At 64.4% G+C, this 14731-nt stretch carries 14 protein-coding genes; 10 read left to right on the top strand and 4 right to left on the bottom strand.

Going from position 1 to position 14731, the window contains the following annotated elements:
- Positions 1 to 2: 2 nt before the first annotated feature.
- From ABTW55_RS07810 to ABTW55_RS07820, 3 genes are all read right to left on the bottom strand, one after another.
- Complete coding sequence (locus ABTW55_RS07810; RefSeq protein ID WP_033648541.1) at positions 3 to 1115, bottom strand: class II histone deacetylase; 1113 nt, start codon at positions 1113 to 1115, stop codon at positions 3 to 5.
- Positions 1112 to 2299 carry an MFS transporter gene (locus tag ABTW55_RS07815; RefSeq protein WP_060422573.1) on the bottom strand — a complete coding sequence of 396 codons (1188 nt, stop codon included), beginning with the start codon at positions 2297 to 2299 and terminating at the stop codon, positions 1112 to 1114. The genes ABTW55_RS07810 and ABTW55_RS07815 overlap by 4 nt, the downstream gene beginning before the upstream one ends.
- 140 nt (positions 2300 to 2439) lie before the next feature.
- Positions 2440 to 3087: a LuxR family transcriptional regulator gene (locus ABTW55_RS07820; RefSeq protein ID WP_033636963.1), complete on the bottom strand. Its 648-nt coding sequence runs from the start codon at positions 3085 to 3087 to the stop codon at positions 2440 to 2442.
- Between the two features lie 482 nt (positions 3088 to 3569).
- Between ABTW55_RS07820 and ABTW55_RS07825 the strand changes: the two genes are divergently transcribed.
- The 7 genes from ABTW55_RS07825 (at position 3570) to ABTW55_RS07855 (ending at position 11031) form a co-directional block, all read left to right on the top strand.
- On the top strand, positions 3570 to 5282 hold the full coding sequence (locus tag ABTW55_RS07825) for an arylsulfatase (protein ID WP_049194545.1): 1713 nt from the start codon (positions 3570 to 3572) through the stop codon (positions 5280 to 5282).
- Entirely contained in the window at positions 5279 to 6463 is a 1185-nt protein-coding gene (locus tag ABTW55_RS07830; RefSeq protein ID WP_060422570.1) for an anaerobic sulfatase maturase, read from the top strand. Before ABTW55_RS07825 ends, ABTW55_RS07830 begins: the two co-directional genes overlap by 4 nt.
- Positions 6464 to 6592: 129 nt before the next feature.
- Positions 6593 to 8086 (top strand): APC family permease, encoded by a 1494-nt coding sequence (locus tag ABTW55_RS07835; RefSeq protein ID WP_033636966.1) that lies wholly within the window; start codon positions 6593 to 6595, stop codon positions 8084 to 8086.
- A complete protein-coding gene (locus ABTW55_RS07840; RefSeq protein WP_060422568.1) occupies positions 8061 to 8651 on the top strand; it encodes a DUF3156 family protein in 591 nt (196 codons plus the stop codon). Before ABTW55_RS07835 ends, ABTW55_RS07840 begins: the two co-directional genes overlap by 26 nt.
- On the top strand, positions 8644 to 9426 hold the full coding sequence (locus ABTW55_RS07845; RefSeq protein ID WP_033636968.1) for an SDR family NAD(P)-dependent oxidoreductase: 783 nt from the start codon (positions 8644 to 8646) through the stop codon (positions 9424 to 9426). The genes ABTW55_RS07840 and ABTW55_RS07845 overlap by 8 nt, the downstream gene beginning before the upstream one ends.
- An 11-nt stretch (positions 9427 to 9437) precedes the next feature.
- Positions 9438 to 10235, top strand: a complete 798-nt coding sequence (locus ABTW55_RS07850; RefSeq protein ID WP_060422565.1) for a molybdenum cofactor biosynthesis F family protein — start codon at positions 9438 to 9440, stop codon at positions 10233 to 10235.
- A gap of 4 nt (positions 10236 to 10239) precedes the next feature.
- Positions 10240 to 11031: an SDR family oxidoreductase gene (locus ABTW55_RS07855; RefSeq protein ID WP_060422562.1), complete on the top strand. Its 792-nt coding sequence runs from the start codon at positions 10240 to 10242 to the stop codon at positions 11029 to 11031.
- A 56-nt stretch (positions 11032 to 11087) separates the two neighbouring features.
- On the opposite strand, the gene hpaR is transcribed toward ABTW55_RS07855, so the two are convergent.
- Entirely contained in the window at positions 11088 to 11540 is a 453-nt protein-coding gene (hpaR, locus tag ABTW55_RS07860; protein WP_047569450.1) for a homoprotocatechuate degradation operon regulator HpaR, read from the bottom strand.
- Positions 11541 to 11912: 372 nt separating this feature from the next.
- Between hpaR and ABTW55_RS07865 the strand changes: the two genes are divergently transcribed.
- Genes ABTW55_RS07865 through hpaE form a run of 3 tightly spaced genes read left to right on the top strand, consistent with a single transcriptional unit; the run spans position 11913 to position 14712 of the window.
- The gene (locus ABTW55_RS07865; protein WP_350429247.1) at positions 11913 to 12500 is read left to right on the top strand and encodes a fumarylacetoacetate hydrolase family protein; all 588 of its coding nucleotides are present in this window, start codon (positions 11913 to 11915) and stop codon (positions 12498 to 12500) included.
- Positions 12497 to 13261 carry a fumarylacetoacetate hydrolase family protein gene (locus ABTW55_RS07870; RefSeq protein ID WP_033648528.1) on the top strand — a complete coding sequence of 255 codons (765 nt, stop codon included), beginning with the start codon at positions 12497 to 12499 and terminating at the stop codon, positions 13259 to 13261. Before ABTW55_RS07865 ends, ABTW55_RS07870 begins: the two co-directional genes overlap by 4 nt.
- A complete protein-coding gene (gene hpaE, locus ABTW55_RS07875) occupies positions 13258 to 14712 on the top strand; it encodes a 5-carboxymethyl-2-hydroxymuconate semialdehyde dehydrogenase (protein ID WP_033636981.1) in 1455 nt (484 codons plus the stop codon). Before ABTW55_RS07870 ends, hpaE begins: the two co-directional genes overlap by 4 nt.
- Positions 14713 to 14731 lie beyond the last annotated feature (19 nt).

Below are 14731 nucleotides of genomic sequence, written 5' to 3' on the forward strand. Positions count from 1 at the left end.
GATTACAGGCCGAACTGGCGCGCCAGTTCGTCGAGCGCTTCGCGCTGGAAGCGATTAAAGGCGTCGCGCGGCTGCTGTTGCTGGATGAACGCCAGCAACGGATCCTGCACTTCAGTGCGCACGCCGCTCAGCTGTTCCATTACCGCCAGCCCGCAGAACGGCACGTAGGATTCGGCGTAGCCGCCTTCGTGCACCATCACCAGTTTACCGCCGCACAGCCGGTCGGCGGCGTCCTGCACCAGCGCGGTCATGGCGCGGAAGCTGTCGCTGTGCAGCTGCATGCGCGCCAGCGGATCGAGGGCGTTGGCGTCGTAACCGCAGGCGACGATGATCAGCTCCGGCTCGAATTTTTCCAGTGCCGGGATGATGATGCGCCGCATGGCGTGCAGGTAGCCGTCGTCGCCGGCGCCGGCCAGCATCGGCACGTTAACGTTGCAGCCCGCCCCGGCGCCTTCGCCGCGATCCCGTTCGCCGGAATAGCCCGCCGGGAAGCAGCCGTCCTGATGCAGCGACAGCGTCAGCACGTCGCCGCGCTGCCAATAGATGTGCTGGGTGCCGTTGCCGTGGTGCACGTCCCAGTCGAGTACCGCCACCTTGCCGAGGCCGTAGCGGGCCTTGGCGCGCTCGATGGCGATGGGAATATTGGCCAGGAAGCAGAAACCCATCGATTGATCCGGCAGGCAGTGGTGGCCCGGCGGGCGCGACAGCGCATAGGCGTTATCCAGCTCGCCCTGCAGCACCGCCTCCACCGCCGCGCAGGCCAGCCCGGCGGAGAGTTTGGCAATTTCATAGCTGCCCGGCCCCAGCGGCGCTTCCTCCCCCAGCAGGCCGCCGCCGCTGTCGCTCACCTGTTTGAAACGCTGCAGGTAGTGGGCGGGGTGAATGCGCAGCAGGTCTTCTTCCGTCGCCGGTTCGGCGCTCAGCAGGGTGAGCTGGCGCGACAGGCCGGACACGTCCATCAGGTTCTTCATGCGCCGTTTGGTTTCCGGCGACTCGGCGTGGCCGGCGCCCGAGGGCGGTTGTACCCAGCCGCCGACCGGCAGGGTGGTGGCGTGCAGGCCGGTGCTGTGCCAGAAACAGCGTTCATCAAACAAGAAACCGGTTGTTCTTTTCACCTTTCTCCTCCTGTTATACGGCGCGGTGCGCGCGGTGAAGCCAGCGAAATCAACAGCAGCGACAGCAGCGCGCAGCCCAGCGCGCCGAACAGCAAGGCGTTGAAACCGCCGGAAGATTCGATCAGAGAGCCGGCCAGCGTCGGGCCGATGGCCATGCCGCCGCCGATCACCAGGTTGATGCCGTTCATCAGCTTGCCGTCGTTATCCAACCCGGCGACGCGCGCCAGAATGAACGGCAGCACGAAGGTCCAGGTGAATTTGAACAGCAGGGCCGCCAGGGCGAAGCGCAGCAGCAGGGGCTGGCCCGTCAGCAGCGCCACGCTGGCCAGCAGCAGGGCGTACCCCAGTACGATCGGGCGCCCGCCGCCGAAGCGTGCGCCGATCAGCGCCGCGGCCCCCGCGCCGACGATGCCGAGCAAGGTGGCGACGGCCAGCACCTGGCCGCTGTGGGCCGGCGACAGCCCGGCGCCGGCGGCGATGCCGCCGATAAAGGTCCAGACCGCGCTCAGGCTGATGTAAAAGGTCAGCACCGCCAGCACGGCGCACAGCTTGCGCGCCAGCGAGGCGGCGGGGCCGCTGCGGGCGGCGCGGGCAGCGGTGAAACCGTTGGGGAACGCCGGGATGAGCGGCAGGCAGCACAGCATGATGGCCGCCAGAATCAGGTAGACCGCCATCAGGCCGAAGTGCGCGAACAGCGGCGGCAGCACCAGCAGCCCGACCGCGCCCAGCACCAGCTGGCCGAGCACCCAGAAGGCATAGACCCGGCTTGGATTGGCGGTGCCGGCGGCGCAGGTGATGCACAGGATCATCAGGGTGCCGCCCGCCAGCGAGGCGATAAAGCGCAGCGGCAGCAGCAGGGTAAAATCCTGCGCCAGCGCCGAAGCCAGGTTGCCGGCGATAAACACCAGCGCCGACAGCGTAGCGACCCGCCGCCAGTTGATGCGCCCGATCCACCACCACGCCGGCAGCGTGGCCAGGCTCATGGCGCCGAGTTCGGTGGAGAACAGGTGGCCGATCTGCGCCGGGCCGAGCTGCCACTGCGCGGCGAGCTGGGCGGCCACGGCGGGGGCGGTCATCAGAATGCCCGGCGCGATGGCGGCGAAGACGATAATGGCGGTCAGCAGCCGCGGCGGGCAGGGGAGCGCCGCGCCGACGGCGGGCGCGGAAACCGAATCACTGGACATAAACCTTATTCCCCAAGCGTTAAGTGACGATGAAATATCCCGCCCGGCCCGATTGCGGGCAGGGGGAGGCCGCGCCATAAATGGCGAATACGTTTTGGCGTTATTTTCCGGCCGTCGGCAGCGGCGGCCGTTATCGGGCGTTAACCGTGGGCGAGAAAGCCGCCGGCGACCAGCTCGGTGCGGTTCACCACGTCGGTTTTGGCGAATATATTGCGCATATGGGTTTTCACCGTGGACAGCGAAATGCCCAGCTTCAGGGCGATGCGCTTATTGCTGGCGCCTTCGCGCACCAGGTTGACGATCTCTTGCTCTTTGGCGGTCAGCATCTGCGCCTCGCCGTCGGGCAGCAGATCGCGCGTCGCCAGCTCGATCAGCGGCAGCACCGCGCGCAGGCGGCCGCGCTCCACTTCGGTAAACGGCGTATCGCGGATCAGCGATACCCCGGCGACGATGCGCTTGCGCTGGCGGATGAAGATCTCCGTCATGTCGCGCATGTCGTTCGGCAGCATAAAGTCGTGGTAATAGCGGCGGTTGCCGGCGATCGCCGCCGGGCTCATGCCGACCATGGTGATGTCCTGGCGATGGAAATTGGCCGGCTGCAGCGGGTCTATCTGTTGGAAGTGGTTCAGATACTGCTGATGCGTTTTATCGGGCATGCCATACAGGATGTAGTGATCCGGCCGCAGGTCGCGATCGACCAGATAAAACACCCCGGCGGACACCGGGATCAGGTGCGTGATGGTCGCCAAACAACTGTTGATAAAGGCATCGGATGCTGTGCTGTGCATGATTCGTGTTCCTCCCTTTATCGTTCAATCTGGAGAAGGTTGGCGGTCAATATATGAACGATACAAGCATAGTTGTAGCAATTTGGCAACACAATAAAAACATATTAACAACGTGAGGCCGATTGCAATAAAACACATAAATAACAAGATGACACTGCGTTAATCAGGGCTTTTCGGTTCGGATTTATCGCGATTTTCATTAATAGGTTAATGAAATAATTCACCGCTTTTCCCGCTGAATTTACAGCGCTTTTCAATGTTTGCCCGGACGAAGCCCTCGCCGCCCTGCGCGTGCTACAGCCGATGCCGTCGCCGTCGTCCCTCGTTCTTAAGAACGATAGCCAGGTTTTTCCGCCGCTTCCTACACTGCGAATTGAAGATAGCGCCAGGCGGCGCCAAACGTATAAGACGAAAAAATGATGACCTTTCTCGGGCTGAGGCGTCGGGTTGTTCAGTCCGCATGACCATACGGGGAACGAACGATGCAGAAAAAAACGTTGGCGGTGGCGTTGAGCGGCGCCTTATCGGGCCTGGCGCAGGGGGCAGACGCCGATCGCCCCAATGTGCTGATCATTCTGGTGGACGACATGGGCTACTCCGACATCAGCCCGTTCGGCGGTGAGATACCGACGCCCAACTTGCAGGCGTTGGCCGAACGGGGCGTGCGCATGAGCCAGTACTACACCTCGCCGATGTCGGCGCCGGCACGGTCGATGCTGATGACCGGCAACACCAATCAGCAGGCCGGCATGGGCGGCATGTGGTGGTATGAGAGCACCGCCGCGCAGCCGGGCTATGAAATGCGCCTGACCGACCGCGTGACCACGCTGCCGGAGCGTTTTCGCGACGCGGGTTACGCCACCATGATGGCGGGCAAATGGCACCTGGGCTATGTCGACGGCGCCAAACCGACCGATCGCGGCTTCGAGCGCGCCTTCGCCTTTATGGGCGGCGGCACCAGCCATTTCGACGATGCGAAACCGCTGGGCACCGTGGAGGCGTTCCACACCTTCTACACCCTGAACGGCAAACGCGTGTCGTTGCCTAAAGATTTCTACTCCAGCAAGGCCTATGCCGATCAGCTGGAACAGTGGATCCGCGATACGCCGCAGAATAAGCCCGTCTTCGCCTATCTGGCGTTCACCGCGCCGCACGATCCATTGCAGGCGCCGGATGACTGGATCGCCAAATTCGACGGCAAATACGACGCCGGTTACCAGCAGGCCTATCAGCAGCGCATTCAGCGCCTGAAAGCGCTGGGGCTGATTTCCGAGCGTACGCCGATGCCGACGCTGGCGCTGGATAAGGCCTGGAACGCGCTGACGCCCGAGCAGCAAAAATATGAAGCCAAGACCATGCAGGTGTACGCGGCGATGATCGCTTACATGGACGATCAGGTCGGCGCGGTGCTGAACACCCTGAAGCAGACCGGCCGCGACCAAAATACGGTGATCGTGTTCGCCACCGACAACGGCGCCAACCCCGCCAGCGGCTTTTACTACGGCTCGAAGCCGGAGTATTGGCGGCAGTTCGACAACAGCTACGCCAACCTCGGCCGCAAGGGCTCGTTCATCTCCTACGGGCCGCACTGGGCCAACGTCAGTAACGCGCCGTACGCCAATTACCACAAAACCACCAGCGCGCAGGGCGGCATCAATACCGATTTCATCATCTCCGCGCCGCGGCTGAAGGGGCGCGGCGGCATCGACCGCACGCCGATGGCGGTGTATGACATCGCACCGACGCTGTATGACTATGCCGGCATCGACGCCAACAAACCGCTGAAGGCCAAACCGACGCTGCCGATGGTCGGCGTCAGCTTCAAACGCTATTTCAGCGGCGAGGCTGACCGCGTGCCGCGCGCGACCTACGGCGTGGAGCTGCATAACCAGGCCGCCTATGTGGACGGCGTCTGGAAGCTGCGGCGGTTGGTGAAGGCCGGGCCGACGGCGCAGATGGCGCCGTGGGGGCTGTTCAACCTGCATGACGATCCGCTGGAAACGCGCGATCTGGCCGCCGCCAACCCGGAGAGAGTCAAACGGCTGAGCGAGGCGTATCGCCGCTTTGCGCAGCAGGGCATGGTCATTGAAGCCAAAGGCGCAGCGATCGACTACCTCGGCGTCGACGCCAGCACCGGCGACTACATCGGCCTGGATCCGTTGACTCACAAACCGTTGCCGCAGGCGGCGCCATGAACCTGGCCCAGCTGCGCGCGCAGCAGATCCCGGTAGAGAGCGAACCGCGCGCGGCGGCGCCTTTTCATCTGTTGGTGAAGCCGATCGGCGCCGGCTGCAACCTGGGCTGCCGCTACTGCTACTATCCGCAGCGCCAGCAGGAGCGGACGCGCAAGATGGACGACGACCTGCTGGCGGAATTTATCCGCGGCTACATCGCCGCCCAGCCGCGTTACAGCCGCGAGATCAACTTCGTCTGGCAGGGCGGTGAGCCGCTGCTGGCGGGGATCGGTTTTTACAAGCGGGCGCTGGCGTTGCAACGCCGCTACGCGCCGCCGGGCGTGCGGATCAGCAACAGCCTGCAGACCAACGGCACCCTGCTGAACGACGCCTGGTGCCGGCTGTTCCGGCAGCATCACTTTATCCTCGGCGTCAGCCTGGACGGCGATCGCGAGGTGCAGGACGCCCACCGGCCGGACAAGCGCGGCGGCGCCAGCTATGACGCGGCGCTGTGCGGCATTAAGCTGTTGCAGCGCCATCAGATCGATTTCAACCTGCTGATGGTGGTGCACGACGGCGTCGCGGATCGCGCCGAGGCGATCTACGATCATGCGGTGGCGATCGGGGCGCGCTATCTGCAGTTCCAGCCGCTGATGCTGGAAGGGGATGCGCCCACCGCCGGCTATGGGCTGAGCGCCGCCAACTGGGGGCGCTTCATGCTGGCGGTATACCGCCGCTGGCGCAGCCGCGGGCACGTCGGCCAGGTGTTTGTGATGAACATCGAACAGGTCTACGCGCAGTATTTCACCCACGTCAGCCCCAGCTGCGTACACGCCGAACGCTGCGGCGGCAATCTGGTGATGGAGCCGGACGGGCGGCTTTACGCCTGCGATCATCTGATCAACGCGCAGCACCTGCTCGGCCATGCCGATCGCCACACGCCGCTCGCCACCCTGGCGGCAAGGGCGGCGGAGATGCCGTTCGGTAAAAACAAGAGCCTGCGCCGCGAGTGCCAACGCTGCAGCGTGAAAAGCGTCTGCCAGGGCGGCTGCCCGGCGCATGTGGGCGAAGATCGTTACAACCGGCTGTGCGCCGGCTATTACGCCTTCTTTTCCGCGCTGCTGGCGCCGCTGCGTGCCTACCCGCGCAGCCCGCAGGGAGCGATGCGGTGGCGCGCCGCCGTGAGCGCGGCCGCAGGTTGAAAGCGTCTCGTCCTTAAGGACGATAGTCAGCATTTTCCTTTCCTCTCTATAGTGAGATGACCGCCGCTGGCGGTGAAAAACCTGCAAGCACCTGCATGCATCAGGCCAAAACTATAAGAGGAAATAACCATGAACCTGTCGTCGCGGTTGCACGCCCACCTGGCTCGAGGCAAGGTCGGCTTTCCCACCACCCTGGCCAGTTCGGTCGGGGTGATCATGGCCAGCCCGGTGATCCTGACGGTCACCAGCGGCTTCGGCATCGGCGGCGACACCTTCGCGCTGGCGATGCTGATCGCCTTCATCATGATGCAGGCGCAGCTCACCACCTTCTCCGAAGCGGCGGCGCTGCTGCCGACCTCCGGTTCGGTTTACGACTACATCTCCTGCGGCATGGGACGCTTTTTCGCCATCACCGGCGCGCTGTCGGCCTACCTGATCGTGCACATCTTCGCCGGCACCGCCGAGACCATTCTCTCCGGCATCATGGCGCTGGTGAACTTCGAGCACCTCAACACCCTGATGGAAAGCCACAACGCCTCCTGGATGGTCGGCGTCGGGCTGGTCATCGTGTTCGGCCTGCTCAACGCGTTCGGCATCGAGGCCTTCGGCAAGGCGGAGATCGTGCTGACCTTCGCCATGTGGAGCACGCTGGTGATTTTCGGCATCGTCGGGCTGCTGTCGCCGCATGCGGTGCCGCTCGAGGGCTGGTTCGGCAGCACGCTGAGCCTGAACGATCCCTTCGCGGTATTCAGCCTGATCGGCATGGCGATGTTCATGTTCGTCGGCTGTGAGCTGGTGACGCCGATGGCGCCGGAGATCAAACGCTGCGATCGGGTGATCCCGCGCGCGATGGCGCTGGGGCTGTGCGGCGTGGCGGTGTGCATGGCGCTGTATGGCGCGGCGCTCAGCCACCAGGTGGAAAACGTGGTGATCGACGCCGCCAGCGGCGCGCGCCTGCTGGAAACGCCGATGGCCATCCCGGCGTTCGCCGGCCAGGTGATGGGCCAGTTCGGCAAATATTGGCTCGGCGTCGGCCTGCTGTTGGCCGGCGCGGCGACCATCAATACGCTGATGGCGGCGGTGCCGCGCATTCTGTACGGCATGGCGCTGGACGGCGCGCTGCCGCGCATGTTCGCCTATCTGCACCCGCGTTTTAAGACGCCGGTGGTCGGCATTCTGGTGGCGGTGTTGATCCCCTGCGTACACGCCTTCGCCATTCAGGGCAACCTCGACAGGATCATTCCGCTGGTGCTGGCGGCGGTGTGCGCCTGGGGCGTGGCCTACCTGCTGGTGACCTGCTCGGTGGTGATCCTGCGCGTGCGCCGCCCCGATCTGCCGCGCGCCTATAAATCGCCGTGGTTCCCGCTGCCGCAGATCGTTTCCAGCGTCGGCATCGTGCTGGCCATCGTTTACATCACGCCGCCGGGAATGAACCCGAGCGACATCTACATTCCCTTTGGCTGGATGATCGGCCTGACCGCCGCCTATGCGCTGTTCTGGACGCTGTGCGTGCAAAAAGTGAATCCGTTCAAGCCGGTGCCGGTAGAGCAGGTGCTGGAGAACGCGTTCGCCAAAGGTGAAAACGAGGAGGCGCAGTTTGATCGGCTTACTTCCCTCACTTAATCGCGCCTGGCGGCGAGCGCCGTCGGGCTATCGGCCGGGCGCCGCGCTGGATCGTCTGGCGCGCAACCTGGAACCCTACGCGTGCGAACGCCTGGCACCGGGCCTGCTGCGGCTGACGCTGCCGCAGGGGCCGCAGATCGAGATCGGCGAACAGGTCCAGGGGCTGTTTATGGCGCATATCGTCAGCCACCGCTTTCGGTTGCAGGGCGCGTGCGCGATGCAGCTTCCGTTGACGCTGGACGTGGTGACCGGCGGCTGGCTGCGGCGGCGCGGGGTGCGTTATCTGCTGCGCCAGCGCCACGCGGCCGCGCAGCGGGTACTGGACGGCCTGCAGCGCTACCCGCAGATCGGCGAGACGCTGGCGCAGCTGGATTTTCGCCGCGTGCGGCTGACGGTGAACGACGGGCGCTGGCAGGTGGATATCGAGCATTTTGCCGCGTCGGAGGTGGTCAGCCGTTTGCCGGCCGGCCGCCGCTACCTGCGGCTGGATGCCGAACAGCGGCGGCTGCTGTTGAGCAGCCTGCTGATGATCGGCCAACTGATGGAGAAGCTGAATCATGAATAGAGTGGTTGTGATTACCGGCGGCGGCACCGGCGTCGGCGCCGCCTGCGCCCGTCTGCTGGCGGCGCAGGGCGATCGGGTGTTCATCATCGGCCGCCGCCCGGAACCGCTGGCGGCGCTGGCGCAAGAGATCGGCGCGCAGGCGCTGGTGGGCGATGCCGCCAGCGGCGAGAGCTGGAACCACGCGCTGCTGCCGGCCATTCTGCGCGACGCCGGGCGCATCGACTGCCTGATCGGCAGCGCCGGCGGCATGGGCTTCAAGCGCATCACCGAGATGACCGACGCGCAGTGGCAAGGGGCGATGGACAGCAACCTCAACAGCGCCTTCGCCAGCGCGCGCGCCTGCCTGCCGGAGCTGATTAAAAGCGGCGGAAACCTGCTGTTCGTGGCCTCGATCGCCTCGCTGGCCGCCGGGCCGGAGGTCTGCGGCTACGTCACCGCCAAGCACGCGCTGATCGGGCTGATGCGCTCCATCGCCCGCGACTATGGCCCGCTGGGCGTGCGCGCCAACGCGGTATGCCCCGGCTGGGTGACCACGCCGATGGCGGACGAAGAGATGCAACTGCTGATGGACGCCCATCAGATTTCGCTGGAGCAGGCTTACCAGATGGTCTGCCGCGACGTGCCGCTGCGCCGCCCGGCCAGCGCCGAGGAGATCGCCCGCGTCTGCCGTTTCCTGTGTTCCAGCGAAGCTTCAATCATTACCGGCGCGGCGCTGGTGGCCGACGGCGGCTCCACCATCGTTGACGTGCCGACCCTGGCTTTCACTTCCCTGTAAGGAGCATTTCCATGAGTTCAGAAGCGGTATTCATTCAGGTTGGCGCGCTGGCGGAAGGCTTTGCGCCGCACAGCAATACGCTGGAACGGCAGCACGGGTTGGCGGGCGCCACGCTGACGCTGCGCTTTAGCGACGGCGCGACGCAGCGCTGCCGGTTTACCGACGAGCAGACACTGGAGTGGGGCGAACGGCGCGGCGTCGCCTATCGCGCCACCAGCATTCGCCCCGGCGTGCTGTTTATCGATTTTCTCGATCCCGCCCGCGCCAACGCCAGCATTACGCTGGTATGCGACCGCAATCAGGGCAACTTCACCGCGGTATACGGCCAGCTGCCGGACGAAGCGCAGGCGCGGCTCGATGCCTTCAGCCGGGTGGAGCAGGGGCTGCCGCTGACCGCGGTCGGGGCCGAATTCCGCTTCGGTACGCTGGACGACGCCGACGTGGCGCCGCCGGGCTTTACCGATGAGCTGATCGGCATGCGCAACATGTACACCTACAGCCCGACCGAGCGGTACGAGCACATCTACCTGAACGATAACTTCTACGCCTGGCAGTGTCTGGACGGGGTGGAGAAAGGGCTGGCGGACGTCGATCGCTGCCACTACGTGAAGGTGGCTGAGCAGCTTTATCTGTTCGTCTGGCGCGAGAAGATCATCCCGACGCTGGGCGTGGTGATGATCGATCTGCAGGGCATGCGCACCGACGGCAAGATCCTCGGTTATCAGGGCAGCGATTTCAGTGCGCTGAGCAACTTTGCGGTCGGTGCCCATGCGCAGGTGCTGAACACCACGCGCCACCCGCGAGGATAGGGCGATGAGCGCAACCTATGCGGCCGACGCCTTCGCGGGGCAGGCGGTGCTGGTGACCGGCGGCGCGCAGGGCATTGGGCTGGCGATCGTCAGCGCCTTTGCCCGCCTGGGCGCCGAGGTGACGATCGCGGACGTGCAGCTGCCGCAGGCGCAGGCGGCGGCGCAGGCGCTGCGGGACGAAGGGCTGAGCGTGCAGGCGCTGGCCTGCGATCTGGCCGAACCGGGGCAGGTCGCCGAGCTGGTGGCGATGGTGGGCGAGCGGCATCAACGGCTGGACGTGGTGATCCACAACGCCGCTTACTTTCCGCTGACGCCGTTCGCCGCTATCGACGCGGCCCTGCTGCAACGCACGCTGAGCGTCAATCTGATGGCGCCGTTCTTTCTGGCGCAGGCGGCGCTGCCGTGGATGCGCCGCCGGGGCGGCGGCTGCCTTCTGGTGACTTCGTCGGTGACCGGCCCGCGGGTGGCCTACCCGGGGCTGGCGCACTACGCTGCCTCCAAGGCCGGGGTGAACGGGTTTATTCGCGCGGCGGCGCTGGAGCTGGCGGCGGAGAAAATTCGCGTCAACGGCGTGGAGCCGGGGATGATCCGCACGCCGGCGATGGCCAACCTGGGCGACGCGCAGGTGAATCAGGCGATCGCCGCCTCGGTGCCGCTCGGGCGGCTGGGGGAACCGGAAGACATCGCCGCGGCGATGGTGTTTCTCGCCTCGCCGGCGGCGGCCTACATCACCGGGCAGACGCTGGTGGTGGACGGCGGCGCGCTGCTGCCGGAAACGAATTCTCTGCTTACCTGACGCTGCAGCGTTGTTGGCTGCAACGCCAATTAATTTGAGAATTCCGGTTGGTTAAATCACTTCTTAGTGGGATGCGCGGTGACGTTGGCGGGCAGGCTGTCGCCCAGGGTGATCAGCTCGTCCAGCAGCGCCATCAGCTGGTCCATTTTCTGCCGCGAAAAGGCGGCTTCAATCTCGGCGTAGCCCTGTTCCACCTGGTGGCGCGCCACTTCATACAGATCCTGGCCCTGCTGGGTCAGCGACACGTACAGCTTGCGCTGATCGTTGACCGGCTTGAGGCGGAAGATCAGCTTGTCACGCTCCATGCGCGAGAGAATGCCGGTCAGGCTGGGGCGCAGGATGCAGGTTTCCGCCGCCAGCTCGTGGAATTCGATCGAGCGGCTGTTGGCCAGCACGCGGATGATGCGCCACTGCTGTTCGGTCAAATTGTGGCTTTTCAGGATCGGGCGGAAGAACCCCATGGCGGTTTCACGCGCCTGCAGCAGGGCGATGGTTAACGATTCATGCATAAGTTTGGCCTTAGCTATCAAGGTGTTCGTTGTTACGGCGCTCGTTATGGGGGCGCCCGCCCCGCAAAGCCCGATTTTGTTAATAACTTAATAGTAGCCAAAGTTACCCGTAGGGATAAAGCAAAAATGCGTGCCGCAGCGAAAAATGGCGAGAAAAATGATTAATACGTTGAATAATCACGCTAATGTTCGTTATTTGTGAATATTTTGTTATCACGATCACAAATCACTCCAAGCGCGTTGCGTAAAAGCTGCACAGCGTATAAAAGTAATCATTAATATATTAATGAATGCCGGTTGTCATGTTTTGCCATTGGAGGAGTTCGCATGAAAGGCACCGTATTTTCCGTTGCGCTGAACCACCGCAGCTAACTGGACGCCTGGGATCAGGCGTTTCACCAGCCACCGTATCAGAGCCCGCCCAAAACCCCGGTGTGGTTTATCAAACCGCGCAACACCCACCTCGCCAACGGCGGGGCGATCCCGTTTCCGGCCGGTGAAACCGTGCAGAGCGGCGGCACGCTGGCGGTGATCATCGGCGATACCGCGCGCAAGGTGCCGGTTGAGCAGGTGAGCCGTTATCTGGCCGGCTACGCGTTGGCCAACGACGTCAGCCTGCCGGAAAGCAGCTTCTATCGCCCGGCAATCAAGGCCAAATGCCGCGACGGGTTCTGCCCGCTGGGGGAGATCGGCCAGCTGGAGGCTGCCGATCGGCTGGAGATCGTCACCGAGATCAACGGCGTGGAGCAGGATCGCTGGTCCACCGCCGATCTGGTGCGCTCGGTGCCGGAGCTGATCGCCGCCATCAGCGACTTTATCACCCTGCAGCCGGGCGATGCGGTGCTGATCGGCACCCCGCACCAGCGGGTGGAGATCAAACCGGGGGATGAGGTGACGGTGCGCGCCGCCGGCCTGCCCACGCTGACCAACCGCGTCACCCAAGCAGGAGCCGCATCATGAAACATGCCCGTATTCGCCATCATGGCCAGGCCGTCAACGTCCAGGTGGACGACCAGCTGCGCGTCACGCTGCCGAACGGCGAGGTGCTGCAGGAGCGCGAAGTGGAATGGCTGCCGCCGGCGCAGGGCACGGTGTTCGCCCTCGGGCTGAACTATGCCGACCATGCCAGCGAGCTGGAATTCAAGGCGCCGGAGGAACCGCTGGTGTTCCTCAAGGCGCCGAACACCCTGACCGGGCACCGCCAGGTGTCGGTGCGCCCGGCCGGCGTGGAGTACATGCATTACGAAGCCGAGCTGGTGGCGGTGATCGGCAAGACCGCGCGCAACGTCAGCCGCGAGCACGCCATGGAGTACGTGGCGGGTTACACCCTGTGCAACGACTACGCCATCCGCGATTACCTGGAAAACTACTACCGGCCGAATCTGCGGGTGAAGAGCCGCGACACCCTGACGCCGATCGGACCGTACATCGTCGATCGCGACGACGTCGCCGATCCGCACCGGCTGGCGCTCAGCACCTACGTCAACGGCGAGCTGCGCCAGCGCGGCAGCACCGCCGACATGATTTTCGACATTCCGTTCCTGGTCGCCTACCTGAGTGAATTCATGACGCTGCAGCCGGGCGACATGATCGCCACCGGCACGCCGAAAGGGCTGGCCGACGTGCAGCCGGGCGACGAAGTGGTGGTGGAGATCGAGGGCATCGGCCGTCTGGTTAACCACATTATCAGTGAAAAAGATTACGAGGAGAGCCTGCGATGAAAACCATCAACCATTGGATCAACGGCAAGAACGTCGCCAGCAAAGAGTATTTCACCACCACCAACCCGGCGAACGGCGAGGTGCTGGCGGAAGTGGCCTCCGGCGGCCAGCTGGAGATAGACCAGGCGGTGGCGGCGGCGAAAGAGGCGTTCCCCAAGTGGGCGAATACGCCGATGAAAGAGCGCGCGCGCCTGATGCGCCGCCTGGGCGAGCTGATCGACCAGAACGTGCCGCAGATCGCCGAACTGGAAACCGCCGACACCGGCCTGCCGATCCACCAGACCAAAAACGTGCTGATCCCGCGCGCTTCGCACAACTTCGAGTTCTTCGCCGAGGTGTGCCAGCAGATGAACGGCAAGACCTACCCGGTGGACGACAAGATGCTCAACTACACGCTGGTGCAGCCGGTGGGGGTATGCGCGCTGGTGTCGCCGTGGAACGTGCCGTTCATGACCGCCACCTGGAAAACCGCGCCTTGCCTGGCGCTGGGCAACACCGCGGTGCTGAAGATGTCCGAACTGTCGCCGCTGACCGCCGATCGCCTGGGCGAGCTGGCGCTGGAGGCCGGCATCCCGGCCGGGGTGCTGAACGTGGTGCAGGGCTACGGCGCCACCGCAGGCGACGCATTGGTGCGCCATAAAGACGTGCGCGCGGTCTCCTTCACCGGCGGCACCGCCACCGGCCGCCGCATCATCGAAAGCGCCGGGCTGAAGAAATTCTCCATGGAACTGGGCGGCAAGTCGCCGGTGCTGATCTTTGAAGACGCTGACATCGAGCGGGCGCTCGACGCCGCGCTGTTCACCATCTTCTCGATCAACGGCGAACGCTGCACCGCCGGTTCGCGCATCTTCATTCAGGAGAGCATCTACCCGGAATTCGTCAAACGCTTCGCCGAGCGCGCCAACCGTCTGCGCGTGGGCGATCCGCAAGATCCCAACACCCAGGTGGGGGCGCTGATCAGCCCGCAGCACTGGGAAAAAGTCTCCGGCTATATCCGCCTCGGGGTGGAAGAAGGGGCGACCCTGTTGGCCGGCGGCCCGGATAAACCGGCCGGTTTGAGCCACGGCAACTTCCTGCGCCCGACGGTGCTGGCGGATGTCGACAACCGGATGCGCGTGGCGCAGGAAGAGATCTTCGGGCCGGTGGCCTGCCTGCTGCCGTTCAAGTCGGAAGAAGACGGCCTGCGCATGGCCAACGACGTGGAATACGGCCTGGCGTCGTACATCTGGACGCAGGATGTGAGCAAGGTTCTGCGCCTGGCCCGCGGCATCGAAGCGGGCATGGTTTTCGTCAACACCCAAAACGTACGCGATCTGCGCCAACCGTTCGGCGGCGTGAAAGCCTCCGGCACCGGCCGCGAAGGCGGCGAATACAGCTTCGAAGTGTTCGCCGAAATGAAGAACGTGTGCATTTCCATGGGCGACCACCCGATCCCGAAATGGGGCGTCTAAGCCTCGGGCCACAATAATA

The organism is Serratia sp. SM04, from assembly GCF_040280225.1.
Taxonomy (GTDB): Bacteria; Pseudomonadota; Gammaproteobacteria; order Enterobacterales; family Enterobacteriaceae; genus Serratia; species Serratia sarumanii.

What these genes read in the sequence shown, in the direction of transcription:
- ABTW55_RS07815 (WP_060422573.1), bottom strand. Translation starts at nt 2,299, where the DNA reads ATGTCCAGTGATTCGGTTTCCGCGCCCGCCGTCGGCGCGGCGCTCCCC.
- ABTW55_RS07820 (WP_033636963.1), bottom strand. Translation starts at nt 3,087, where the DNA reads ATGCACAGCACAGCATCCGATGCCTTTATCAACAGTTGTTTGGCGACC.
- ABTW55_RS07825 (WP_049194545.1), top strand. Translation starts at nt 3,570, where the DNA reads ATGCAGAAAAAAACGTTGGCGGTGGCGTTGAGCGGCGCCTTATCGGGC.
- ABTW55_RS07830 (WP_060422570.1), top strand. Translation starts at nt 5,279, where the DNA reads ATGAACCTGGCCCAGCTGCGCGCGCAGCAGATCCCGGTAGAGAGCGAA.
- ABTW55_RS07835 (WP_033636966.1), top strand. Translation starts at nt 6,593, where the DNA reads ATGAACCTGTCGTCGCGGTTGCACGCCCACCTGGCTCGAGGCAAGGTC.
- ABTW55_RS07845 (WP_033636968.1), top strand. Translation starts at nt 8,644, where the DNA reads ATGAATAGAGTGGTTGTGATTACCGGCGGCGGCACCGGCGTCGGCGCC.
- ABTW55_RS07850 (WP_060422565.1), top strand. Translation starts at nt 9,438, where the DNA reads ATGAGTTCAGAAGCGGTATTCATTCAGGTTGGCGCGCTGGCGGAAGGC.
- ABTW55_RS07855 (WP_060422562.1), top strand. Translation starts at nt 10,240, where the DNA reads ATGAGCGCAACCTATGCGGCCGACGCCTTCGCGGGGCAGGCGGTGCTG.
- hpaR (WP_047569450.1), bottom strand. Translation starts at nt 11,540, where the DNA reads ATGCATGAATCGTTAACCATCGCCCTGCTGCAGGCGCGTGAAACCGCC.
- ABTW55_RS07870 (WP_033648528.1), top strand. Translation starts at nt 12,497, where the DNA reads ATGAAACATGCCCGTATTCGCCATCATGGCCAGGCCGTCAACGTCCAG.
- hpaE (WP_033636981.1), top strand. Translation starts at nt 13,258, where the DNA reads ATGAAAACCATCAACCATTGGATCAACGGCAAGAACGTCGCCAGCAAA.